Annotated in this window: 17 protein-coding genes; 14 read left to right on the top strand and 3 right to left on the bottom strand. The window is 49.6% G+C overall.

Annotated features, from left to right (window positions below; genetic code table 11):
* The first annotated feature begins 65 nt into the window (after nucleotides 1–65).
* Together LPB400_RS03580 and pncB are read left to right on the top strand one after the other, a co-directional pair.
* Nucleotides 66–1,361 (top strand): M23 family metallopeptidase, encoded by a 1,296-nt coding sequence (locus tag LPB400_RS03580; protein WP_036491979.1) that lies wholly within the window; start codon nucleotides 66–68, stop codon nucleotides 1,359–1,361.
* Nucleotides 1,362–1,453: 92 nt separating this feature from the next.
* Nucleotides 1,454–2,674, top strand: a complete 1,221-nt coding sequence (gene pncB / locus LPB400_RS03585) for a nicotinate phosphoribosyltransferase (protein ID WP_219089416.1) — start codon at nucleotides 1,454–1,456, stop codon at nucleotides 2,672–2,674.
* A gap of 39 nt (nucleotides 2,675–2,713) precedes the next feature.
* Here pncB and mtgA read toward each other — a convergent pair whose 3' ends face one another.
* The gene (gene mtgA, locus LPB400_RS03590) at nucleotides 2,714–3,415 is read right to left on the bottom strand and encodes a monofunctional biosynthetic peptidoglycan transglycosylase (protein WP_003684244.1); all 702 of its coding nucleotides are present in this window, start codon (nucleotides 3,413–3,415) and stop codon (nucleotides 2,714–2,716) included.
* Nucleotides 3,416–3,417: 2 nt separating this feature from the next.
* Nucleotides 3,418–4,227: a shikimate dehydrogenase gene (gene aroE, locus LPB400_RS03595; protein WP_219089418.1), complete on the bottom strand. Its 810-nt coding sequence runs from the start codon at nucleotides 4,225–4,227 to the stop codon at nucleotides 3,418–3,420.
* A gap of 195 nt (nucleotides 4,228–4,422) precedes the next feature.
* Here aroE and LPB400_RS03600 point away from each other — a divergent pair, with 195 nt between their 5' ends.
* The 11 genes from LPB400_RS03600 (at nucleotide 4,423) to LPB400_RS03645 (ending at nucleotide 23,042) form a co-directional block, all read left to right on the top strand.
* Nucleotides 4,423–4,809 carry a surface-adhesin E family protein gene (locus LPB400_RS03600; RefSeq protein ID WP_219089680.1) on the top strand — a complete coding sequence of 129 codons (387 nt, stop codon included), beginning with the start codon at nucleotides 4,423–4,425 and terminating at the stop codon, nucleotides 4,807–4,809.
* A 238-nt stretch (nucleotides 4,810–5,047) separates the two neighbouring features.
* Nucleotides 5,048–6,466 (top strand): type I glutamate--ammonia ligase, encoded by a 1,419-nt coding sequence (gene glnA / locus LPB400_RS03605; RefSeq protein WP_219089419.1) that lies wholly within the window; start codon nucleotides 5,048–5,050, stop codon nucleotides 6,464–6,466.
* A gap of 210 nt (nucleotides 6,467–6,676) precedes the next feature.
* Nucleotides 6,677–7,921 carry a hypothetical protein gene (locus LPB400_RS03610; RefSeq protein ID WP_219089421.1) on the top strand — a complete coding sequence of 415 codons (1,245 nt, stop codon included), beginning with the start codon at nucleotides 6,677–6,679 and terminating at the stop codon, nucleotides 7,919–7,921.
* Between the two features lie 71 nt (nucleotides 7,922–7,992).
* On the top strand, nucleotides 7,993–8,643 hold the full coding sequence (locus tag LPB400_RS03615) for a site-2 protease family protein (protein WP_219089423.1): 651 nt from the start codon (nucleotides 7,993–7,995) through the stop codon (nucleotides 8,641–8,643).
* 131 nt (nucleotides 8,644–8,774) lie between these two features.
* Nucleotides 8,775–9,779 (top strand): tRNA dihydrouridine synthase DusB, encoded by a 1,005-nt coding sequence (gene dusB / locus LPB400_RS03620; protein ID WP_219089425.1) that lies wholly within the window; start codon nucleotides 8,775–8,777, stop codon nucleotides 9,777–9,779.
* Nucleotides 9,780–9,849: 70 nt separating this feature from the next.
* On the top strand, nucleotides 9,850–10,089 hold the full coding sequence (locus tag LPB400_RS03625; RefSeq protein WP_070459344.1) for a Fis family transcriptional regulator: 240 nt from the start codon (nucleotides 9,850–9,852) through the stop codon (nucleotides 10,087–10,089).
* A gap of 180 nt (nucleotides 10,090–10,269) precedes the next feature.
* Complete coding sequence (locus LPB400_RS03630; protein WP_219089427.1) at nucleotides 10,270–11,145, top strand: DMT family transporter; 876 nt, start codon at nucleotides 10,270–10,272, stop codon at nucleotides 11,143–11,145.
* Nucleotides 11,146–11,210: 65 nt separating this feature from the next.
* Complete coding sequence (locus tag LPB400_RS03635; protein WP_219089735.1) at nucleotides 11,211–11,381, top strand: hypothetical protein; 171 nt, start codon at nucleotides 11,211–11,213, stop codon at nucleotides 11,379–11,381.
* 217 nt (nucleotides 11,382–11,598) lie between these two features.
* Nucleotides 11,599–13,179: a bifunctional phosphoribosylaminoimidazolecarboxamide formyltransferase/IMP cyclohydrolase gene (gene purH / locus LPB400_RS03640; RefSeq protein ID WP_107810975.1), complete on the top strand. Its 1,581-nt coding sequence runs from the start codon at nucleotides 11,599–11,601 to the stop codon at nucleotides 13,177–13,179.
* A 198-nt stretch (nucleotides 13,180–13,377) separates the two neighbouring features.
* Nucleotides 13,378–13,506: a hypothetical protein gene (locus tag LPB400_RS10985; protein WP_264081762.1), complete on the top strand. Its 129-nt coding sequence runs from the start codon at nucleotides 13,378–13,380 to the stop codon at nucleotides 13,504–13,506.
* A 764-nt stretch (nucleotides 13,507–14,270) separates the two neighbouring features.
* Nucleotides 14,271–23,042, top strand: coding sequence for a collagen-flanked surface repeat-containing protein (locus LPB400_RS03645; protein ID WP_219089429.1), 8,772 nt, complete (start codon nucleotides 14,271–14,273; stop codon nucleotides 23,040–23,042).
* Nucleotides 23,043–23,279: 237 nt separating this feature from the next.
* On the opposite strand, the gene dusA is transcribed toward LPB400_RS03645, so the two are convergent.
* Nucleotides 23,280–24,284: a tRNA dihydrouridine(20/20a) synthase DusA gene (gene dusA, locus LPB400_RS03650; protein WP_070460248.1), complete on the bottom strand. Its 1,005-nt coding sequence runs from the start codon at nucleotides 24,282–24,284 to the stop codon at nucleotides 23,280–23,282.
* 215 nt (nucleotides 24,285–24,499) lie between these two features.
* Between dusA and LPB400_RS03655 the strand changes: the two genes are divergently transcribed.
* Entirely contained in the window at nucleotides 24,500–25,120 is a 621-nt protein-coding gene (locus tag LPB400_RS03655; protein WP_004521114.1) for an L-threonylcarbamoyladenylate synthase, read from the top strand.
* Nucleotides 25,121–25,434 lie beyond the last annotated feature (314 nt).

The raw sequence follows: 25,434 nt of genomic DNA on the forward strand, positions 1-25,434 counted from the left end.
CGGCAGGCCGGATGTGTCGGCATTCTGCAAACTTCAAAAACAGACCGCCCCATTAAGGATAACGCGTGATTAAAAACAAATATTCCACTCGATTCAAAGCAACCCTCTTAGCGTTTCTGTTGCCGGCTTCAGGCATCATGACCGCATACGCCATTACCGATCCTCAACCAGCACAGACCGATTTCAAAGTCGAGCGTATTTCCGAAGAGCTGCCTGCCGTTTATGTGGAAACCAATACCTATCAATCCAGCTATTGGGTGCAAGAAGTTGTCCAAGCCGGCGACTCTTTGGCAGACGTTTTGACGCGCATGGGTGTCAACCAAGAAGACATCAAGCAAATCATGGCGAAAAACAATGCCAACCTCGACATGAAAAACCTGCGGACCAACCAATCCGTCAATATCCGCATCGATTCTTCAGGCCAAGTGACCGACGTTCAATTCTTTACCGATGAAGAATTGGAACGCAACTTGGTGGCTTTGGAAAAAGTCAAAGGCAAATGGCGCATCTCCAATGCCGAAATCGACATGAAAACCATGCCGACCCTGCGCTCCGTGCAAATCCGCACTTCCGCCATCGGCGATATGCTCCGTGCCGAAATCCCTTCCGAAGTGTATATCCAGCTCAAAGAAATCTTTGCCGACTCGTTCAATATGAGCGATTTGAAAGAAGGCGATACCGTACGTCTTTTGTACAACAGCATGTATTTCCGCGGCCAACAAATGGCGGTCGGCGATATTTTGGCGGCTGAAGTGGTTAAAGACGGCAAAACCTACCAAGCCTATTATTACAGCCAAGGCAAAGGCGACGAAGAAAGCGGCAGCTACTACGACCAAAACGGTAAGTCCCTGCAACAAAAAGAAGGCTTTAATACCGAGCCTGTTGCATACACACGCATTTCTTCTCCGTTCGGCTACCGTGTCCACCCGGTTCTGCATACCGTCCGTATGCACACCGGTATCGACTATGCCGCGCCAACTGGTACGCCGATTAAGGCCGCCGCCGACGGCGAAGTAATTTTCAAAGGTTGGAAAGGCGGCTACGGCAATACCGTGATGATTCGCCATGCCAACGGTGTGGAAACCCTGTACGGCCACATGAGCGCGTTCAGCCCTGCCGACGGCAGAGTCCGCGCCGGCGAAGTGATTGGTTTTGTGGGTACAACCGGCCGTTCTACCGGTCCGCACCTGCACTACGAAGCACGCGTCAACGGCCAGCCGGTCAACCCGACTACCGTCGCCCTGCCGACGCCGAAATTGACCCCGACCAATATGGCCGCGTTCCGCAAACAGCAAAAAGATGCCAGCACGATGTTGTCTACCATCCGCTCATTGCCGGTTTCCGTAGCGCAGCTGGATTAATAAGATAAAGGCCGTCTGAATAAGGTTTCTTTCAGACGGCCTTTTCCATTAAAATTGATACCTCAACGCCCACGTTTACTCAGAGAAAACTTATGTCTGCTTATCAGCCCATTATCCAATCCCTGCTTGATACCGACCTGTACAAATTCACCATGCTGCAAGTCGTGTTGCATCAATTCCCGCAAACCCACAGCCTCTACGAATTCCGCTGCCGCAATAAAGAGATGGTGTATCCGCTGGCCGATATTCAAGAAGAATTGGAACGCGAACTCGATGCCCTGTGCCAGCTGCGCTTTACGCATGACGAACTTGACTACCTGCGCAGTCTGCGTTTTATCAAAAGCGATTTTGTCGATTATCTCGAACTTTTCCAACTCCAACGCCGCTTCGTCAAAGTCAGTCCCGACGATCAAGGCCGTCTGAACATCCGCATCGAAGGTCCGATGATACAGGCGATGTTCTTCGAGATTTTCATTCTTGCCATCGTCAACGAACTCTATTTCCGCCGCTTGGAAACGCCTGCCGTTATCGAAGAAGGCGAGCGCCGTTTACAGGCTAAAGCGCAACAGCTGAAAGAAATCGCGGCTACACAAAATCCGAATGATCCGCCGTTCCTTATTTCCGATTTCGGCACGCGCCGCCGCTACACCCTCGCATGGCAGGAACACGTTATCCGCACCTTATTAGAAGCCGCTCCCGACATCGTGCGCGGTACCAGCAACGTTTATCTCGCCAAAAAAATCGGCATCACACCCATCGGCACCATGGCGCACGAGTTCCTCCAAGCCTTCCAAGCCTTGGACGTACGTTTGCGCAATTTCCAAAAAGCCGCGCTGGAAAGCTGGGTACACGAATACCGCGGCGACCTCGGCATCGCCCTGACCGACGTGGTCGGTATGGATGCCTTCTTGCGCGATTTCGACCTGTATTTCGCCAAACTCTTCGACGGCCTGCGCCACGACAGCGGCGATCCTTATGTCTGGGGCGACAAAGCCTACGAACATTACAAAAAACTCAAAATCGACAGTCGCACCAAAATGCTGACTTTTTCAGACGGCCTCGATATTGAGCGTTCATGGGCGTTGCACCAATACTTCAAAGACCGTTTCAAAACCAGTTTCGGTATCGGTACCAACCTGACCAACGACTTGGGACACACGCCTTTGAACATTGTCTTGAAGCTCGTCGAGTGTAACGGCCAATCTGTCGCCAAGCTCTCCGACTCCCCGGGCAAAACCATGACCACCAACAACACCTTCCTCGCTTACCTGCGCCAAGTGTTTGACGTACCGGAGCCGGAAGAGAAAACCTAAAAACAAAGGCCGTCTGAAATGTTCAGACGGCCTTTTTAATTAATCCATATCGCTTTCGGGCAATTCTGCCGAACCCATGCGGCGCAGGATGATATTGGTTTTGTTGTGCATCCGTTTGCTCTTAGGATGGTCTGCGTAAAACAGCGGAGCCGGAACGCGCGCCGTGAGTTTGGCGGCTTGTTGGCGGGTGAGGGCGGAGGCAGGTTTCTTGTAGAAATACTGGGATGCCGCTTCCGCGCCGAATACGCCGTAGTGCCATTCGATTGAGTTCAGATACAGCTCAAAAATGCGGTCTTTGTCGGTAACGGCTTCCATCATTGCCGTAATCGCCGCTTCTTCGCCTTTGCGGATGTAGCTGCGGCTTTCGTTGAGAAACAGGTTTTTCGCCAGTTGTTGGCTGATGGTCGAACCGCCGGCTTTGACTTCGCCGCTTTGCTTATTGCGTTTCATGGCGTATTTGATGCCGTTCCAGTCAAAGCCGCTGTGTTCGGCAAAGTTGGCGTCTTCGGAAGCAATCAGGGCTTTTTTGAGGTTGACGGAGATTTGGTCGTAAGGCACCCAGCGGTAATCCAGCTCGACATCGCGGCCTTCTTTTGCAAACTGGCTCATGCGCATGGACATGAAGGCGGTTTTACTGGGCGCGACGGCGCGGTAGGTAATGATGTTGCCGTACACATAAGCGTTGAAGAAAATGAAGATGCCGATAGGCAGGGCAATCAGCCATTTGATGATGCGGAACATGGTTACAGGGCTTTCATGTATTCGATAACGGGGCGGATATCGGGCGTAAATCCGCGCCAAATATGGTAAGAAGCGGCAGCCTGACCGACCAGCATACCCAGGCCGTCTGAAACTTCGGCCGCACCATTGCTTTGGGCAAAGTTCAAAAACGCCTGTGCCGCTTCGCCGTAAACCATATCGTAGGCAAGGCGGCAGTTGCGGAAAATTTCAGGGCTGACGGTAGGAAGCTGACCGCTCAAACCGCCAGACGTGCCGTTGATGATGATATCAAAATCGCCGTTCAAATCCGCCATCGGGACGGCTTCAATGCAGAAAAGCTGCGCCAATTCCTCGGCTTTGGCGTGGGTACGGTTGGCAATGACGATACGGGCAGGGCGGTGTTCTTTCAAAACCGGAATCACGCCACGTACCGCGCCGCCTGCGCCCAAAAGCAAAATGGTTTTGCCCTCGATGGCAATGTTTTTGACCTGCGTGATGTCGTTGGCCAAACCGATACCGTCGGTATTATCGCCGCGTATTCTGCCGTCTTCCAACCACACCAGCGTATTGACCGCGCCGGCAGCCAAGGCGCGGTCGGAATGTTCGTCCGCCAGCGCAAAAGCTTCCTGCTTGAACGGAACGGTTACATTCGCACCTTGCCCGCCCTCGGCACGAAACGCCGCAACAGCCTCGGCAAAGCCGCCGATTTCGACACAAATGCGCCCATATTCGATGGCCGCGCCTTCTTGAAGTGCGAATTGCTGATGGATTTGCGGCGATTTACTGTGTGCAACGGGATTGCCGAAAACGGCGTAACGGGGGAGGGTAGTCATGGTCGTGTTCCAAAAGACGGGACGGCTATTTTATAACGGCGGCGTACAGATGGAAACGATAGTCGTCTGAAACGGTTGTCAGGTAGCATGATGGAATATTTGTTTCTTGAAAAAAAGTCGTTTTCTTTTTACAATTTAACTTTATTTTTTTACAATTTAACTTTGATTTTGTTGACAAGGACGAAAGGGGCGGACATGAAAAAGGTGTTGTGCTTGGCAGTATTTGCATTAGGGTTGGCAACGCCGGCGGTGGCGGCGGATTGGGTGTGGTTAGGTAATGACAGTAACAATACTGCCGTGTTTGGTGATGCAGACAGCCGTACGGACAATAGTGCATGGGTTGAAATGAGGTATGCCAAGCCGAAAAAGCATAGCAATGGAAAATTTTATAATACAGATAAAGGGTTGGAAGAAATAGATTGCAGTGGTAAACGTCGTAGGTCTTTGACGGTAACGTGGTATTCCAAATCGGGAAACTCTATCGGTTCTGAGACACCATCCTATGCCGAATGGGATTATGTTATTCCAGGTACGCTTGGAGAGAGTATGTACAAATTTGTCTGCAACCACGATCCTCGTTGACCATTTTCAAATCAAACAACAGATGCCGTCTGAACTGCTTTCAGACGGCATCTGTTTTGTCGGCATTCGGACAAAAGGGCGGGCATTCCGCTTTTGAACAGACAGACCGAAGCATATTGTTGACAATCTTGCCGTCTGAAACTATATTTCAGTGCGTAAAAACGGGTGCCCTGATGTATTTCAGACGGCCTTACCGTGATAGAATAACAACTTAAACCCAATCCCTCAGGAGCTGAAGATGTCCATCAAAGACGCTGTAAAACTGATTGAAGAAAGCGAAGCCCGCTTCGTAGATTTGCGCTTTACCGATACCAAAGGCAAGCAGCACCACTTTACCGTACCTGCCCGCATCGTCCTCGACGATCCCGAAGAATGGTTTGAAAACGGTCAGGCGTTTGACGGTTCGTCCATCGGCGGCTGGAAAGGCATTCAGGCTTCAGATATGCAGTTGCGTCCCGATGCATCTACGGCCTTTGTCGATCCTTTCTACGACGATACCACCGTTGTCTTTACCTGCGATGTTATCGATCCGGCCGACGGCCAAGGCTATGACCGCGACCCGCGCTCTATCGCACGCCGCGCCGAAGCCTACTTGAAATCTTCCGGTATCGGCGACACCGCCTATTTCGGCCCCGAGCCTGAATTCTTCGTTTTTGACGGCGTAGAATTTGAAACCGACATGCACAAAACTCGTTACGAAATCACTTCCGAAAGCGGCGCATGGTCAAGCGGCCTGCACATGGACGGTCAAAATACCGGCCACCGCCCGGCCGTCAAAGGCGGTTACGCACCTGTTGCGCCGATTGACTGCGGCCAAGACCTGCGTTCTGCCATGGTCAATGTTTTGGAAGAACTCGGCATCGAAGTGGAAGTGCATCACAGTGAAGTCGGTACCGGCAGCCAAATGGAAATCGGCACCCGTTTCGCCACTTTGGTCAAACGCGCCGACCAAACCCAAGACATGAAATATGTGATTCAAAACGTTGCCCACAACTTCGGCAAAACCGCTACATTCATGCCTAAACCCATCATGGGCGACAACGGCAGCGGTATGCATGTTCACCAATCCATTTGGAAAGACGGTCAAAACCTGTTCTCAGGCGACGGCTATGCCGGTTTGTCCGATACCGCCCTTTATTACATCGGCGGCATCATCAAACACGCCAAAGCCTTGAACGCGATTACCAATCCGTCCACCAACTCCTACAAACGCCTCGTGCCGCACTTTGAAGCGCCGACCAAACTGGCATATTCCGCCAAAAACCGTTCCGCTTCCATCCGCATTCCGTCTGTGAACAGCAGCAAAGCACGCCGTATCGAAGCGCGTTTCCCTGATCCGACCGCCAACCCATACTTGGCATTTGCCGCTTTGTTGATGGCCGGTTTGGACGGTATTCAAAACAAAATCCATCCGGGCGACCCTGCCGATAAAAACCTGTACGACCTGCCACCGGAAGAAGATGCATTGGTGCCTACCGTTTGCGCTTCTTTGGAAGAAGCACTGGCCGCCCTCAAAGCCGACCATGAATTCCTCCTGCGCGGCGGTGTGTTCAGCAAAGACTGGATCGACAGCTACATCGCCTTTAAAGAGGAAGATGTCCGCCGTATCCGCATGGCGCCGCATCCGCTGGAATTTGAAATGTATTACAGTCTGTAAAACAGCTGAGGCATTTTAAATAAGGAATCAAAGGCCGTCTGAAACTGGATTTGAAGTTTCAGACGGCCTTTAGGCTTAAAATAGATAGGGCGATCGAATTAGGTATGATAGTGAGAAGCAATGAATCATGCTGTTTGAAAGCCTTTATGGAATCAGTTCCTTGTGTTAAATTGTGCTAATAAAATCATTTCGTCAAAAAGGTTGGGCAGAATGAAGAAGATAATTGGTTTGGCCATTGCTGCGGCATTTGGTTTGAGCGCGTGCAGTAATTTGGATCACAAAACCGCGCACGAGGTCATGTCGATTTCCAATGACCGTATTTTAAAAGAAGACCACAGCTTTAACATCACAGGCAGCTCTCAAGTATATATCAGCCCATTGGCTGAAGCTGTATTGGCAGATGAAAAGGTGGAAAAGAAAACCGAAGCGAAAGCAGAGGATGCCAAAGCCAAAGAGGGGGAGGCGGCAGCCTCTATGGAGGTTGCTCAAGAAGACGACGCTGCTTTGAAGCAGGAGTTTTCTGAACGAGAAGAGGCTGAGTTCCGCAATGCAATGCTTGATGCCTTGCCGGACGGCAATATCGCACAAGTTGCCGTTGATTATCTGGATAAATATCCTGCCATATCCAGTTACATGGAAGGGGTTCATCTGAATTATGAGGTAGCTGTTGACCTATCAACGCGTCAGTTTGAGATGATTCCTGAATTGGTCATCAACAACCACAATGAAAAACTTAGTATCAAACTTCCTATGAAGTTAGATGCGGAAAAATGGGAAATTTATATGGATCCGCCTGCCAGTGCTGCTGCCATTATTAGTGTGTACACCGATGAGAAAATCGGCAAACGTTTGATTAAAGAACCTTTAAAAGTGAGTTTGAAAGAAAGTACTGATTTGAAAGGCGTGCCTTTTGATCATATTGCAGAGGCGGGAGTACGTGCTTTTTTGAGTGCCAATAAGGCTATGCCTGCCGATGCATATGTATTTAAAGAAATGGATGCCTTTGGTAAGGCAAAGCATGCACGCTATCGTGTACGTCATGTCATGAAACCGGAGTATGATTCTGTCGTAATGAAGGCAATGGCTAAGGCTTTTGATGAAGAATTGTCGAAATTACAGAAAACGCCTCAACCAGGGTCAACAGAAGAAGATTATAAAAATGCGCGGGAATTTTTCAGTATGTTTGTCAGCATAAGTGATAACCAGCCACTTAGCTTCCAGCGTATATCCGGTAACAATCCTGTTGTCGACTATTATCTTGACCGAAAAGGCCGTATTTTGGCTTCCCGCATGTATATACAAATTAACGGTACGCATAAGGCCATCAATATTATCGGCGACAACGTGTACAGCAATTACGGCAAACCAGTCTTCAAATTTAATCCGCAAGGTAAAGGCATTACTTGGCGAGAGCTGAAAGAGTTTTTCGGTTCGGACAAAAAACAGGAAGATTAAAGCCTCAGGCCGTCTGAAAGGATATTTAAGGATATTTTTGTTTTCAGACGGCATATTTGATAAGGAAAACCATGTTTGCAAATTTTGATTTAGGCGTATTTTTGCTGGCAGTATTGCCCGTGTTGTTGGCCATTACCGTGCGCGAAGTGGCACGCGGTTATACGGCGCGTTATTGGGGCGACCATACCGGCGAGCAGTTCGGGCGTTTGACCCTCAATCCGCTGCCACACATCGATCCTGTCGGTACAATTGTCGTGCCGCTGGTGTGTCTGATGATTGGCAGTTTTCTGTTCGGCTGGGCGCGTCCTATGCCCATCGATTCGCGCAATTTCCGCGATCCGCGCCGCGCGTGGCGTTGGGTGTCGATTTCAGGTCCGATTGCCAATCTGATTTTGGCGTTCTTTTGGGGTTTTGTCGTCGTACTTGCCGCGTATGTGCCTGAGTCTTATCAAGCGCCGTTGGTGCAGATGGCCGGTTACGGCGTGATGGTGAACTCGATTTGGGTCGCATTCAGCCTGATTCCGATTTTGCCTTGGGACGGCGGTATTTTTATCGATACCTTCCTTAACGCCAAGCAGTCCATGCAGTTCCGTAAAATCGAGCCATACGGTACATGGATTATCCTGATTCTTTTGTTTACCGGCCTGCTGGCCAAACTGATTTGGCCGATTATTGCCATGATTCAGACAGCAGTGCAGATGGTTGTCATGCTGTTTATTTAAATATTGTGGCTGAAAAGGCCGTCTGAAACTCAGTTTCAGACGGCCTTTTTCATTGTGCAACATGTAAATACGATTGGAAAAGTTGCTTAAAAATTGTACAATTTCAGCCCTTTCAATTTGGCGCACACATCATGCACATCGGCGGCTATTTCATTGACAACCCCATTGCACTTGCCCCCATGGCAGGCATTACGGACAAACTGTTCCGCCGGATTTGCCGCGAGTTTGGTGCAGGGTGGGCAGTGTGCGAAATGCTGACCAGCGACCCAACGCTTAGAAATACCAAAAAGACCCTGCGCCGCAGCGATTTTGAAGGCGAGGGCGGAGTGGTGGCCGTCCAGATTGCCGGCAGCGATCCGCAGCAGATGGCGGAAGCTGCGCGTTACAACGTCGGCTTGGGTGCGCAGGTGATTGATATAAACATGGGCTGTCCGGCCAAAAAAGTCTGCAATGTGCAGGCAGGCAGCGCATTAATGCAAAACGAGCCTTTGGTTGCCGAAATCTTGGAAGCCGTTGTCAACGCGGTGGACGTACCCGTTACCCTCAAAACCCGTTTGGGCTGGCATGACGAACATCAAAATTTGCCGACCATTGCCAAAATCGCCGAAGAATCAGGCATCGCAGCCCTTGCCATCCATGGCCGCACCCGTACGCAGATGTACAAAGGCGAAGCGCGTTACGAACTGATTGCCGAAACCAAAGGCCGTCTGAACATTCCCGTTTGGGTCAACGGCGATATTACCTCGCCGCAAAAAGCCGCCGCCGTCCTCAAGCAAACCGCCGCCGACGGCATCATGATAGGGCGCGGCGCACAAGGCAGGCCGTGGCTTTTCCGTGATTTAAAACATTACGCCGAATACGGCGTTTTGCCTCCGGCCTTAAGCTTGGCAGAATGCAATACCACCATTTTGAACCACATCCGCGCCATGCATGAATTTTATGGAGAAATTGCCGGAGTACGCATCGCCCGAAAACACATCGGCTGGTATATCGACGAAATGCCCGACGGCGAACAAACACGCCGGGACATCAACCGCTTGGACAGTGCTGCGGCACAATACGATACCCTTGCCGCCTATCTTGAGACGCTTTCGGAGAAAACCGACCGCTGGGTGTGTCACTATCGGGAAAGCTGAAGAGTTTCAGACGGCCTTATCATCTAAAAAATAAATCTATTTAAAAACAAACTCAAAGAAAGACATCACGATGAATCAAACGACGACTGACATTGCGCAATGTATTGAACAAAACTTACGACAATACTTCAAAGACTTGGATGGTACAGAACCTTGCGGCGTGTACGATATGGTGTTGCACCAAGTTGAAAAGCCGATGCTGATTTGCGTGATGGAACAATGCGGCGGCAACCAATCTAAAGCGGCGGCCATTTTGGGGTTGAACCGCAATACCCTGCGTAAAAAGCTGCAGCAGCATGGTTTGTTGTAATAGGGAGATAGGGCGGATATTTCTGCCTGCCTATAATGAAAGAACCGGCCATGTCATTTATCCATTGCTTAGATATTTTTGGATTCGCTGACACAATCAAAATAAAAACAGCTTGAAAAGGCTTCAGGCCGTCTGAAGACCAGAGAAGAAACGATTAATTTTTTTACCATGAGTTGAACCATGCTTTACCAAATACTCGCACTGTTAATCTGGGGCAGCTCGTTTATCGCTGCCAAATATTCCTACGAGATGCTCGACCCGGCGCTGATGGTTGAGGCGCGATTGTTGATTGCCGCATTGATGGTGCTGCCGTCGTGCCGCCGTCATTTGGGCAGGATTCCGCGGAGCGAGTGGAAGCCGTTGTTGTGGATTTCCTTTGTCAACTACGTTGTCGTTTTGATGCTCCAGTTTATCGGTTTGAAATATACATCTGCCGCCAGCGCGGTTACCATGGTGGGGTTGGAGCCTTTGCTGGTGGTCTTTGTCGGTCATTTCTTCTTCAACGACAAAGCCAAACTTTACCACTGGATTTGCTGCGCAGTGGCGTTTGCCGGCGTGGGCATGATGGTCATGGGCGGTGCAGAAGAGGGCGGTACGATTGACTGGTTCGGCTGTTTGCTGATTTTACTTGCAGGATTCGGTTTTGCAGGCGTGATACGTCCGAGCCAGCAGATGATTGTCCGTATTGGTGCGCCTGCATTTACCGCGGCTTCCATGGCGGTGGCGGCGGTGTTGTGCCTGCCGTTTTCGCTGGTGTTGGCAGACAGCTATCAAATCAATTGGTCATGGGGCGGTACGCTGTCGGTTTTGTATATGGGGATTGGCTGCAGCTGGCTTGCCTATCTGTTGTGGAACAAAGGCATGAACACAGTCCCTGCCAACGTCTCCGGCCTGCTGATTTCGCTTGAGCCTGTCATCGGCGTTATCATGGCGGTGTTAATTTTGGGCGAACATTTAAGTACCCTGTCTGCGATGGGCATTACCGTCGTTATTGCGTCCACTTTTGTCGCCGGTATGCTGACACGTGTGAGCAACAAACATAAAAAGGCCGTCTGAAAACGGTTTCAGACGGCCTCAAGTCAGCAGTATCATTTTTAATAAAACATTTTGGGAAAATTTCCATGAAACGCATTATTTCCCTACTTGTACTTGCCTGCCCTATCTTGGCGTCGGCTGCCCCCGATAACGACAAAGCCACTGTACAGGCAATCATTGCCAAGTATTACAACCGACCGCTTGCCGCGCACAAATGCCAGCTTACCTACGCCCCCATTGCCTTACTCATGCCATGATGTACAGGCATGGCAGGCGCAGTATGGGTGGCAAAGAAAATGGGATTTAAATAGGCAAAAGCAAAAGGCCGTCTGAAACCAAATTTCAGACGGCCTTTTACAATAAAATTGTTAACAATATTTGCAAAAACCTACTGCCAAAAATGCGAAACTGGGGGATAATACCGCCCTGAAAATTCATCCCATACTGATTAAACCTTCAACAAAGGAAATCCAAATGTCTTCCATCAAACGCGCCCTGATCAGCCTATCCGACAAGACAGGCGCAGTCGAATTTGCCCAAACCCTGACCAAGCTCGGTGTTGAAATCCTCTCTACCGGCGGTACAGCAAAGCTCTTGGCTGATGCAGGCGTTCCCGTTATCGAAGTTGCCGACTATACCGGTTTTCCCGAAATGCTCGACGGCCGCGTGAAAACCCTGCATCCGAAAATCCACGGCGGCATCCTCGGCCGTCGCGATTTGGACGAACACGTCGCCAAGATGGAAGAACACGGCATCGGCAACATCGACCTCGTGTGCGTCAACCTCTACCCCTTCGCCGCCACCATTGCCAAACCAAACTGCACACTGGAAGACGCGATTGAAAACATCGACATCGGCGGCCCGACCATGGTGCGCTCTGCCGCGAAAAACTGGAAACACGTCGCCATCGTTACCGACACAGCCGATTTCCCTGCCATCGCCGCCGAACTCGAAGCCAACAACGGCGCATTGAGCGACAAAACCCGTTTCAATCTCTCACGCAAAGCATTCAGCCATACTGCCCAATACGACGGCATGATTTCCAACTACCTGACTTCGCTTTCAGACGACGTCTTGAGCGGCCAGCCCCAAATCGGCGAATTTCCAAGCCAGTTCAACCAAAGCTGGATTAAAGTGCAAGACATGCGCTACGGCGAAAATCCGCACCAACGCGCCGCGTTCTACCGCGATATTTACCCAGCCGCAGGCAGCCTTTCCGCCTACAAACAGCTGCAAGGCAAAGAATTGTCTTACAACAACATTGCCGATGCCGATGCCGCATGGGAAGCCGTCAAATCCTTTGACGCGCCGGCCTGCGTGATCGTGAAACACGCCAATCCGTGCGGCGTAGCCATCGCCTCCAATACCTTGGATGCCTACAAACTCGCCTACGCCACCGACACCACCAGCGCATTCGGCGGCATCATTGCCTTCAACCGTGAAGTAGACGGAGAAACCGTCAAACAAATTACCGACAACCAATTTATGGAAGTCCTCATGGCGCCGAAGTTCACCGCCGAAGCCCTCGAAATCGCTGCCGCCAAGAAAAACGTGCGCGTATTGGAAGTGCCGCTTGAAGCAGGAGCCAACCGCTTTGAACTCAAACGCGTCGGTGGCGGACTGTTGGTACAAACCCCCGATATCCACCGCATCAGCCGCGCCGATTTGAAAGTCGTCTCCAAACGCCAACCGACCGAGCAAGAATGGAACGACCTGATGTTTGTATGGAACGTCGCAAAATACGTCAAATCCAACGCCATCGTCTTCGGCAAAGGCGGTCAAACCTACGGCATCGGCGCAGGCCAAATGAGCCGCGTGGACAGCACTCGCATCGCCGCCCGCAAAGCGCAAGATGCCAATCTCGACCTCAATGGCGCATGTGCCGCTTCCGATGCCTTCTTCCCATTCCGCGACGGCGTAGATGTCATTGCCGAGCAGGGCATTAAAGCCATCATCCATCCGGCAGGCTCCATGCGCGACCAAGAAGTCTTTGACGCAGCGGACGAACACGGCATCGCCATGGTTGTAACCGGCATCCGCCATTTCCGCCACTGATAAGCTGATATAAAATAAAGGCCGTCTGAAACCAAAGTTTCAATATCATGAAACCCGTTTTCAGACGGCCTTCTTCAATCATCAAACAATTTAGCGGCCTAACTACAAATCAGGACAAAGCAACCAAGCTCCAGCCAGCCCGATTAATACGGCAACACAACACCCAAGTCTCAAACCAATCCACTCGGAGCAAGAAACATGAAACACATCTTCCTCATCCTCACCCTCGCCGCACTCACCGCCTGCGCCTCCGGTCATACCGGTGGCTACGGCTATGCCGGCAACAACGGCGCTTCCGCAGGCGTGACCCAAACATTCCGTTGGTAAGGCCGTCTGAAAACAACACAGTTTTCTACAATAGAGAACAAACAAATCCTAAACGTAAAGGCAAGTTTTACACTTGCCTTTTTTAATGTTATCTATCGGCTTAATAGCGCATAAATTCGTGTCATTTGCGCACTATTTATATGTTAGGAAAGGTCAAGGCCGTCTGAAAACAGGCTATGCAAAGCCATTACACGTTTCAAACCAATTTTCAATACAAATTTCATTAATTACCTAAATAAATCCAATATTCAAATCTATTACAATAGCAACTATCTAAATCATATATTATTTAATAATCATTACTATTTTAGAATAAATACGTAAAATCAAATAGCTAGAAAAAGCGTTTAAATAAAGCAACAAGTAAATTTAACGGAGATAACCGTTGAGAGCGAAAAAATAACACTTTATCGGAAGAGTTGATTTGCGAAACCAAACGCATATAAAATTTGGACAAGGATTCCGAATGCATTGAAGGAAGTTGACAAAAAGTGACTTGTTAAGAAACAAGCTGACAAAAAACGGCACATCGTTTCCCAAACTTCACAAGCTTCCCAAAATGTATCAGCATAAAATCCCATAAAACAGGCTTTTAGCTGCTATTCGGCCGAGTGGAGACTTTTGGCACGGGAATTGCATACACGAGATTACGGCATGAAACCGCATAAAGGGGAAACTCTGAAATGCGGCAAATGTGTGGACAGGCAGTTTATAGCCGAGCAACACGTCCCAAAAGAAATCAAACCCCTTACAGGAAAATCGATATGAATAAAGTCTTTAAAGTCATTTGGAACCACGCGACCCAGACATGGACCGCGGTTTCCGAGATCAGCCATGCACACGGCAAAAAATCCGCTTCTGACAAGCGTAAAGCCGTAGCTGCTGCAGTTGCAGCGGCAGGTGCTTTGATGGCGTCCGGTAGTGCAATTGCTGGTTCTGATCTTGCTACTAATGATGCAGTTAATCTTTGGCCGAATGGTGTGAAAAACCCTGCTGCTGGACGCGAAGCTGTCGCTGTAGGCGCTAACGCAACTGCCTCACATCAACACACAATTGCGATTGGTAGAAATGCTACTGCCAAGTGGACCGATGCTATTTCTATTGGTAGAGACACTGTAGCAAGCAAAGACCATGCACTTGCTATGGCTACGTCAGCAAAAGCCATTGGTATTCAATCTGTTGGCATCGGTTCATACTCTAGCGCTAGTGCGGATTCCGCAGTTGCTCTTGGTCAAAATGCAAAAGCTGGTGGTGAAGTACCAGCTGGTGCTGATAAAGGTACTGGTACCGCAGCAGTAGCTGTTGGTCTTAATGCAAATGCATCTGCAGCCAATACTGTTGCGACAGGTAAGAACGCTGCTGCAAGTGTTGATAATGCCGTTGCGGTTGGTGTCCAATCTAATGCTTCTGGTCGTTCGGCAACTGCATTAGGTGGATATGCAGCAGCCTCTGCTGAACGTGCGACTGCGGTTGGTGCAGCATCTAAAGCAAGCGGTACGGCCTCTTTTGCTGGTGGTACATCGGCTAATGCTGCTGGTGTAAACTCTGTTGCAGTTGGTGGTTCAATGGAGGCAGCTGAAGCTGCTCAAGCAGTTGGTAATAACTCTATTGCAGTAGGTTCTAAGTCAAATGCCCAACAAGCTTCCGACGTTGCAGTAGGCCATGGTGCGAAAGCCAATGGTACTTCTGCCGGTACTAATGCGGAAGGCTCAGTAAACAATGCCGGTTCGGCAATCGCAGTCGGTACAGAAGCTCAAGCAACTGGTATCGTAGCAATTGCTGTCGGTGAGCGCGCCCAAGCCCTGCAAAACGGCGCATTAGCATTGGGTGGCGACGCTCAAGCGAAACAAGGTTCTGACGTAGCTATCGGTCGTGGTTCCGTAGCTGATGGTACTTCTGCGGCTGCATTCGGTCCTGCTGCTAAAGCAGGTGCTCGATACGCGGTAGCATTGGGTGTACAAAGTAACGCTGCTTCTACGCAAGCGATTGCATTAGGCCGTGGTGCTAAAGCCAATGGTGGTGATTATGCAACTGCTCTGGGTAACGATGCTCAAGCAACAGCTAAAAACACTTTGGCTTTGGGTACTGAAGCTAAATCTACTATCGAAAACAGCGTAGCTCTGGGTAACGGTTCTACAACCAGCAACTTCGTACCTACCAACAGTGGTACTGTTCGCGGCTACACTTACGGTGGTTTCGCAGGCGCAAACAGCAAATTGGGTAACGGTGCAGTATTGTCTGTAGGTTCTGCAGGTAACGAACGTCAAATTCAAAACGTTGCCGCAGGTCGTATCTCTTCAACTTCTACCGATGCAATCAACGGCTCTCAATTGTTTGCCGTAGCAAGCCGCATCGAAAATCTGAATCCGTTTGTATTCTCAGGCCACAATGAGAGCGGTAGCTCACCAGATGTAGGTAGATACACATACGATCCTAAATCAAATGCCGGTAACACCCTGAAACTGATCGCCGGTGAAGGTCTGAAAATGACTTCAAACGGCACTAACGAATACACCCTGAGCGTAGTAGGTGGTGGTGCTAAAGGCGAAAAAGGTGATGCTGGTCCTGCTGGCCCTAAAGGCGAAAAAGGTGATACTGGTCCTGCTGGCCCTAAAGGCGAAAAAGGTGATGCTGGTCCTGCTGGCCCTAAAGGCGAAAAAGGTGATAGCGCTCGCGGCTTAGCTGTTGAAGTTGAAGATGATAACGAAAACGGTACTCACACTATTATTATTAAAAATTTAGATGATAGCTCAGTGACTACTACCATCGTTAAAGACGGTAAAGATGGTAAAGACGGTGCTACCGGCGCTAAAGGCGAAAAAGGTGACCAAGGTGTAGCCGGCGCTAAAGGCGAAAAAGGCGACAAAGGTGACAAAGGTGACCAAGGTGAAGCCGGCGCTAAAGGCGAAAAAGGCGACAAAGGTGACCAAGGTGAAGCCGGCGCTAAAGGCGAAAAAGGCGACAAAGGTGACCAAGGTGAAGCCGGTGCCAAAGGCGAAAAAGGCGACAAAGGTGACCAAGGTGAAGCCGGTGCCAAAGGCGAAAAAGGCGAAAAAGGCGACAAAGGTGACCAAGGCGAAGCCGGTGCCAAAGGCGAAAAAGGCGACAAAGGTGACCAAGGTGAAGCCGGCGCTAAAGGCGAAAAAGGCGACAAAGGTGACCAAGGTGAAGCCGGCGCTAAAGGCGAAAAAGGCGACAAAGGTGACCAAGGTGAAGCCGGCGCTAAAGGCGAAAAAGGCGACAAAGGTGACAAAGGTGACCAAGGCGAAGCCGGTGCCAAAGGCGAAAAAGGCGACAAAGGTGACCAAGGTGAAGCCGGTGCCAAAGGCGAAAAAGGCGAAAAAGGCGACAAAGGTGACCAAGGCGAAGCCGGTGCCAAAGGCGAAAAAGGCGACAAAGGTGACCAAGGTGAAGCCGGCGCTAAAGGCGAAAAAGGCGACAAAGGTGACCAAGGTGAAGCCGGTGCCAAAGGCGAAAAAGGCGAAAAAGGCGACAAAGGTGACCAAGGCGAAGCCGGTGCCAAAGGCGAAAAAGGCGACAAAGGTGACCAAGGTGAAGCCGGCGCTAAAGGCGAAAAAGGTGACAAAGGTGACCAAGGTGAAGCCGGCGCTAAAGGCGAAAAAGGCGACAAAGGTGACCAAGGTGAAGCCGGTGCCAAAGGCGAAAAAGGCGACAAAGGCGACAAAGGTGACCAAGGTGAAGCCGGTGCTAAAGGCGAAAAAGGCGACAAAGGCGACAAAGGTGACCAAGGTGAAGCCGGCGCTAAAGGCGAAAAAGGCGACAAAGGTGACCAAGGTGAAGCCGGTGCTAAAGGCGAAAAAGGCGACAAAGGCGACAAAGGTGACCAAGGTGAAGCCGGCGCTAAAGGCGAAAAAGGCGACAAAGGTGACCAAGGTGAAGCCGGCGCTAAAGGCGAAAAAGGCGACAAAGGTGACCAAGGTGAAGCCGGCGCTAAAGGCGAAAAAGGCGACAAAGGTGACCAAGGTGAAGCCGGTGCCAAAGGCGAAAAAGGCGACAAAGGTGACCAAGGTGAAGCCGGTGCTAAAGGCGAAAAAGGCGACAAAGGCGACAAAGGTGACCAAGGTGAAGCCGGCGCTAAAGGCGAAAAAGGCGACAAAGGTGACCAAGGTGAAGCCGGCGCTAAAGGCGAAAAAGGCGACAAAGGTGACCAAGGTGAAGCCGGCGCTAAAGGCGAAAAAGGCGACAAAGGTGACCAAGGTGAAGCCGGCGCTAAAGGCGAAAAAGGCGACAAAGGTGACCAAGGTGAAGCCGGCGCTAAAGGCGAAAAAGGCGACAAAGGTGACCAAGGTGAAGCCGGCGCTAAAGGCGAAAAAGGCGACAAAGGTGACCAAGGTGAAGCCGGTGCCAAAGGCGAAAAAGGCGACAAAGGTGACCAAGGTGAAGCCGGTGCTAAAGGCGAAAAAGGCGACAAAGGCGACAAAGGTGACCAAGGTGAAGCCGGCGCTAAAGGCGAAAAAGGCGACAAAGGTGACCAAGGTGAAGCCGGCGCTAAAGGCGAAAAAGGCGACAAAGGTGACCAAGGTGAAGCCGGCGCTAAAGGCGAAAAAGGCGACAAAGGTGACCAAGGTGAAGCCGGTGCCAAAGGCGAAAAAGGCGAAAAAGGCGACAAAGGTGACCAAGGCGAAGCCGGTGCCAAAGGCGAAAAAGGCGACAAAGGTGACCAAGGTGAAGCCGGCGCTAAAGGCGAAAAAGGTGACAAAGGTGACCAAGGTGAAGCCGGCGCTAAAGGCGAAAAAGGCGACAAAGGTGACCAAGGTGAAGCCGGCGCTAAAGGCGAAAAAGGTGACAAAGGTGACCAAGGTGAAGCCGGTGCCAAAGGCGAAAAAGGCGACAAAGGTGACCAAGGTGAAGCCGGCGCTAAAGGCGAAAAAGGCGACAAAGGTGACCAAGGTGAAGCCGGCGCTAAAGGCGAAAAAGGCGACAAAGGTGACCAAGGCGAAGCCGGTGCCAAAGGCGAAAAAGGCGACAAAGGTGACCAAGGTGAAGCCGGTGCCAAAGGCGAAAAAGGCGACAAAGGTGACCAAGGTGAAGCCGGTGCTAAAGGCGAAAAAGGCGACAAAGGTGACCAAGGTGAAGCCGGTGCCAAAGGCGAAAAAGGCGACAAAGGTGACCAAGGTGAAGCCGGCGCTAAAGGCGAAAAAGGCGACAAAGGTGACCAAGGTGAAGCCGGCGCTAAAGGCGAAAAAGGCGACAAAGGTGACCAAGGCGAAGCCGGTGCCAAAGGCGAAAAAGGCGACAAAGGTGACCAAGGTGAAGCCGGTGCCAAAGGCGAAAAAGGCGACAAAGGTGACCAAGGTGAAGCCGGCGCTAAAGGCGAAAAAGGCGACAAAGGTGACCAAGGTGAAGCCGGCGCTAAAGGCGAAAAAGGTGACAAAGGTGACCAAGGTGAAGCCGGTGCCAAAGGCGAAAAAGGCGACAAAGGTGACCAAGGTGAAGCCGGTGCCAAAGGCGAAAAAGGCGACAAAGGTGACCAAGGCGAAGCCGGCGCTAAAGGCGAAAAAGGCGACAAAGGTGACCAAGGTGAAGCCGGCGCTAAAGGCGAAAAAGGCGACAAAGGTGACCAAGGTGAAGCCGGCGCTAAAGGCGAAAAAGGCGACAAAGGTGACCAAGGTGAAGCCGGCGCTAAAGGCGATAAAGGTGACCAAGGCGAAGCCGGTGCCAAAGGCGAAAAAGGCGACAAAGGTGACACTGGTGAAAAAGGTAGCAGCATCACAGGTGAAGTTGTAGATAATGGTGATGGTACCCATACAATCACTGTTACTGATCTTGGTACCGGTTCAGTCACTACTACCATCGTTAAAGACGGTAAAGACGGTGTAGACGGTAAGAATGCTAAAGCCGACGTTAAAGACAATGGCAACGGCACTCACACTGTAACCATCACTGATGGCGAAGGTAATACCACTACTACTATCATTAAAGATGGTAAGAACGCTGAAGCCGATGTTAAAGACAACGGCAACGGCACTCACACTGTAACCATCAAAGACGGTAACGGTAATACCACTACTACCATCCTTAAAGACGGTGCAACTGGCGCTACTGGTGAAAAAGGTGACACTGGTGCCGCAGGCGCTAAAGGTGAAAAAGGTGACACTGGTGAAAAAGGTGGCAGCATCACAGGTGAAGTTGTAGATAATGGTGATGGTACCCATACAATCACTGTTACTGATCTTGATACCGGTTCAGTCACTACTACCATCGTTAAAGACGGTAAAGACGGTGTAGATGGTAAGAATGCTAAAGCCGACGTTAAAGACAACGGCGACGGTACTCACACTGTAACCATCACTGATGGCGAAGGTAAGACCACTACTACTATCATTAAAGATGGTAAGAACGCTGAAGCCGAAGTTAAAGACAACGGCAACGGTACTCACACTGTAACCATCAAAGACGGTAACGGTAATACCACTACTACCATCCTTAAAGACGGTGCAACTGGTGCCAAAGGCGATACCGGTGCAACTGGTGCTGATGGTAAGAATGCTGAAGCCGACGTTAAAGACAACGGCAATGGCACTCATACTGTAACCATCAAAGACGGTAACGGTAATACCACTACTACCATCGTTAAAGACGGTGCAACTGGTGCCAAAGGCGATACCGGCGCAACTGGTGCAACCGGTACCGATGGTAAGAACGCTGAAGCCAACGTTAAAGACAACGGCAACGGTACCCACACTGTAACCATCAAAGACGGTAACGGTAATACCACTACTACCATCGTTAAAGACGGTGCAACTGGTGCCAAAGGCGATACCGGTGCAACTGGTGCTGATGGTAAGAATGCTGAAGCCGACGTTAAAGACAACGGCAATGGCACTCATACTGTAACCATCAAAGACGGTAACGGTAATACCACTACTACCATCGTTAAAGACGGTGCAACTGGTGCTAAAGGTGATACCGGTGCAGACGGTAAGAATGCTAAAGCCGACGTTAAAGACAATGGCAACGGCACTCACACTGTAACCATCACTGATGGCGAAGGTAATACCACTACTACTATCGTTAAAGACGGTAAGAACGCTGAAGCCGAAGTTAAAGACAACGGCAACGGTACTCACACTGTAACCATCAAAGACGGTAACGGTAACACCACTACTACCATCGTTAAAGACGGTGCAACTGGCGCTACCGGTGAAACAGGTGCAACTGGTGCTAAAGGTGATACCGGTGCAGACGGTAAGAATGCTAAAGCCGACGTTAAAGACAACGGCAATGGCACTCACACTGTAACCATCACTGATGGCGAAGGTAATACCACTACTACTATCGTTAAAGACGGTGCAGACGGTAAGAATGCTAAAGCTGACGTTAAAGACAATGGCAACGGCACTCACACTGTAACCATCACTGATGGCGAAGGTAATACCACTACTACTATCGTTAAAGACGGTAAGAACGCTGAAGCCGAAGTTAAAGACAACGGCAACGGTACTCATACTGTAACGATCAAAGACGGTAACGGTAATACCACTACTACCATCGTTAAAGATGGTGCAACTGGTGCGAAAGGTGACACCGGTGCAGCCGGTAAGAATGCTGAAGCCGAAGTCAAAGACAACGGCGACGGCACTCATACTGTAACCATTAAAGACGGTAACGGTAATACCACTACTACCATCGTTAAAGACGGTAAAGCTGCTGCTAAAGGTGATACCGGTGCTAAAGGTGCAGACGGTAAGAACGCCAAAGCCGACGTTAAAGACAACGGCAACGGCACCCACACTGTAACCATCACTGATGGCGAAGGTAATACCACTACTACCATCATTAAAGACGGTAAGAACGCTGAAGCCGAAGTTAAAGACAACGGCAACGGTACTCATACTGTAACGATCAAAGACGGTAACGGTAATACCACTACTACCATCGTTAAAGACGGTGCAACTGGCGCTACCGGTGCAACTGGTGCAGATGGTAAGAATGCTAAAGCCGAAGTTAAAGACAACGGCAACGGTACTCACACTGTAACCATCACTGATGGCGAAGGTAATACCACTACTACTATCGTTAAAGATGGTACAGCTGCAGCTAAGGGTGATACCGGTGCTAAAGGTGAAGACGGTAAGAATGCTAAAGCTGACGTTAAAGATAACGGCAATGGCACTCACACTGTAACCATCACTGATGGTGAAGGTAATACCACTACTACTATCATTAAAGATGGTAAGAACGCTGAAGCCGAAGTTAAAGACAACGGCAACGGTACTCATACTGTAACGATCAAAGACGGTAACGGTAATACCACTACTACCATCGTTAAAGACGGTGCAACTGGCGCTACCGGTGCAACTGGTGCAGATGGTAAGAATGCTAAAGCCGAAGTTAAAGACAACGGCAACGGCACTCACACTGTAACCATCACTGATGGCGAAGGTAATACCACTACTACTATCGTTAAAGATGGTACAGCAGCAGCTAAAGGTGATACCGGTGCTAAAGGTGAAGACGGTAAGAATGCTAAAGCCGACGTTAAAGACAACGGCAATGGCACTCACACTGTAACCATCACTGATGGCGAAGGTAATACCACTACTACTATCGTTAAAGACGGTGCAACTGGCGCTACCGGTGCAACTGGTGCAGACGGTAAGAATGCTAAAGCCGAAGTTAAAGACAACGGCAACGGCACTCACACTGTAACCATCACTGATGGCGAAGGTAATACCACTACTACCATTGTTAAAGATGGTACAGCTGCAGCTAAAGGTGATACCGGTGACAACGGTAAGTCTGCTGAAGGTAAAGTTGAGCGTGATGAAGCTAAAGGTACTTCTACCATCACTATCAACAACTTCGATAAAGACGGTAAAGTCATCTCTACTTCTACTGCAACCGTGAAAGATGGTAAAGACGGTAAAGACGGTAAAGATGCTGATGGCACCTTCGGTCTGGTTGACGAGACTGGTACTACTGACGGCTCTATCTCCAAACCTCTGAATAACACTATTCAGATTAAAGGTGATGCGGGTACTAAAGTTCAAGTATTCGACAAAGCAACCGGTAAGACTTCAGAGAAAGAAGTTCAAAACATCTTCGTTAAGAAAGACGGCGATGCGCTGAAAGTCAGCATGAACCCTGATCTGACCGTTAACAGTGTTACTACTAACGAACTGAAAGCAGGTCCTGTAACCATCAACCAAGGTGGTATCGATGCCGGCAATACTACTATCCAAAATGTTGCTCCAGGTAAGAAAGGTACCGATGCAGTTAACGTTGACCAGCTGAACCAAAAATTCGGCGATGTGAACAGCAATGTGAACAAGGTTGACAACAACGCCCGCGCAGGTGTGGCTCAAGCTCTGGCTACTGCCGGTCTGCCACAAGCTTACTTGCCAGGTAAGAGCATGCTGGCTATCGGTGGCGGTCACTACCGCGGTGAAACCGGTTACGCTGTCGGCTTCTCTAGCATCTCCGATGGTGGTAACTGGATCATCAAAGGTACTGCTTCCGGCAACTCACGTGGTCACTTCGGTGCTACCGCAGCAGTTGGTTACCAATGGTAATCTGACTTTCAGACGGCCTGAAAAGGCCGTCTGAAAAGACGAAGCAAAGTAAATGCGGCCTATTTAGGCCGCATTTTTTTATGCTTAGATTATGTGTTGGGTTTATTCGATGAATTAATCATCATAGTAGCCAAAGAGAAATGAATATATCTTTAGCAGTCTGTTGTAATTTAAAAGGCCGTCTGAAACATCATTTGATGTTTCAGACGGCCTTTCATTTATTCGAACGATATGGCATTAGTCCCAAATATTTGCGCGTTCGACTTCTTTCCATGCGTCTAGAATCAGGCTGCCGTCGTTGTCTTTCAGCAAAGCGGCATCTGAGAGCATACGGCGCCAAGTGCGGGCATTTTTTAGGCCGTGCATCAAGCCCAGTGCATGGCGGACGATGTGGCGTAGGATGGTGCCGCGCCCTGAGGCGATTTGTTCGCGGCTGTATGCGTATAGCCAAGCTGCTAAATCTGCGTATTGGATTGGTGCGTGTGTGTCGTTGTAAAACAGTACATCCCAATTGCGCATCAGCATTGGATTATGATAAGCCTCGCGCCCGATCATGACCCCATCGACAAATTTCAGATGTTCGGCGATTTCTTCGTTGGTGGTGATGCCGCCGTTAATCAAAATTTCCAAGTCGGGAAAATTTTGTTTTAAGCGATAGACGTATTCATATTTGAGTGGCGGGACTTCGCGGTTTTCTTTCGGGGATAAACCGTCTAACCAAGCATTACGCGCATGGACGATAAATGTGCGGCAGGCTGTTTTTTTGTGTAATGTTCCCACAAAATCTGCTACGACTTGATATTCTGTTTGTCTGTCTACACCGATGCGGTGTTTGACCGTCACCGGAATTTCAACTGCATCCTGCATCGCGTTCAAACAATCTGCCACCAAATCTACATCATTCATCAGGCAAGCGCCGAAAGCGCCTTTTTGAACGCGTGGGCTGGGGCAGCCGCAATTTAGGTTGACTTCATTATAGCCATACGCTTCAGCCGCTTTGGTAGCGATTGCCAAGTCATGCGGATCTGAGCCGCCAAGCTGTAAAGCTACCGGTTGCTCGCCTTCGTTGAAACTCAAAAAGCGGTCTTTATCTCCGTAAACTACTGCGCCTGAATTGACCATTTCGCTATAAAGCCAAGCATTGCGTGTAATTTGTCGCGCCATAAAGCGATAGTGTCTGTCTGTCCAATCAAGCATAGGTGCGACAGACAAGTGGCGGGAAGGTAGGGAAGAAGCAGGCATTGAGATGACTTTCAAACAAAATAATGCATTATATAGTGTATTAAATTGACTTTCGATATCGGCCGGTAAATCAAAATTATATATAAGGATCACTGGGTCAGCCGTGTTGTAGCTAAGGCTAAATCCATTCATTGTGGTGGAAATCCAATATTCAGACGGCCAAATAAGTTTTAAAATGTCAAACAACAAACCATTAGAATGATAAGGAAAAAAACATGGCACAATTTTTCGCCATCCATCCCGATAATCCCCAAGACCGCCTCATCAAGCAAGCCGCCGATATTGTCCGCAGTGGCGGCGTCATCGTTTACCCTACGGATTCCTGCTATGCACTGGGTTGCAAACTCGGCGACAAAAATGCGATGGAGCGCATTCTCACGATTCGCAAAATCGATCAAAAACACCACCTGACCTTGATGTGTGCCGATTTGAGTGAATTGGGTACTTACGCCAAAGTGGATAATGCCCAGTTCCGCCAGCTCAAAGCAGCTACGCCCGGCAGCTACACCTTTATCCTGCAGGCAACCAAAGAAGTACCCAATCGCACGCTTCATCCCAAGCGCAAAACCATCGGCCTGCGTGTTCCTGATAACGCTACTGCCTTGGCACTTTTGCAAGAATTGGGCGAACCTATTTTAAGTTGCACCCTCATGCTGCCTGAAGACGAAGAGCCGTTGACCGATCCATACGAAATTCGAGACCGTCTTGAACATGCTGTCGATTTGGTTATCGATGGTGGCTGGTGCGGTACTGAGCCGACGACGGTTATCGATATGACCGATGGCACCGAGCTGATTCGTCAAGGCAAGGGCGATATTGCCGTATTCGGTTTGTAAAACCATCTACGTTTGTATAAGTAGGGATATGCGTATTCTTTCTATGACGTATTAAAAGCATATTGCCGATTTTATTGATAGCTTAAAAACCAAATTATTTAAGCAAGTAGTTGTTCAATATCATTTCATTAAAGGCCGTCTGAAACATTTCAGACGGCCTTTTTCTTTCGTTTTTTAATAAATAATATTTTAAATAATTGGCATATGAGTTGCATGGTTACTGTGTTTGCTTGTGACTTGTCAATGGAATGCAACACACCGCTTATTAATAGAAACATGGCTGAAACCCTTTTGATGATTGGTTTTTTGGTTGA

Source organism: Neisseria perflava (genome assembly GCF_019334725.1).
In the GTDB taxonomy this organism is placed as follows: Bacteria; Pseudomonadota; Gammaproteobacteria; order Burkholderiales; family Neisseriaceae; genus Neisseria; species Neisseria subflava_A.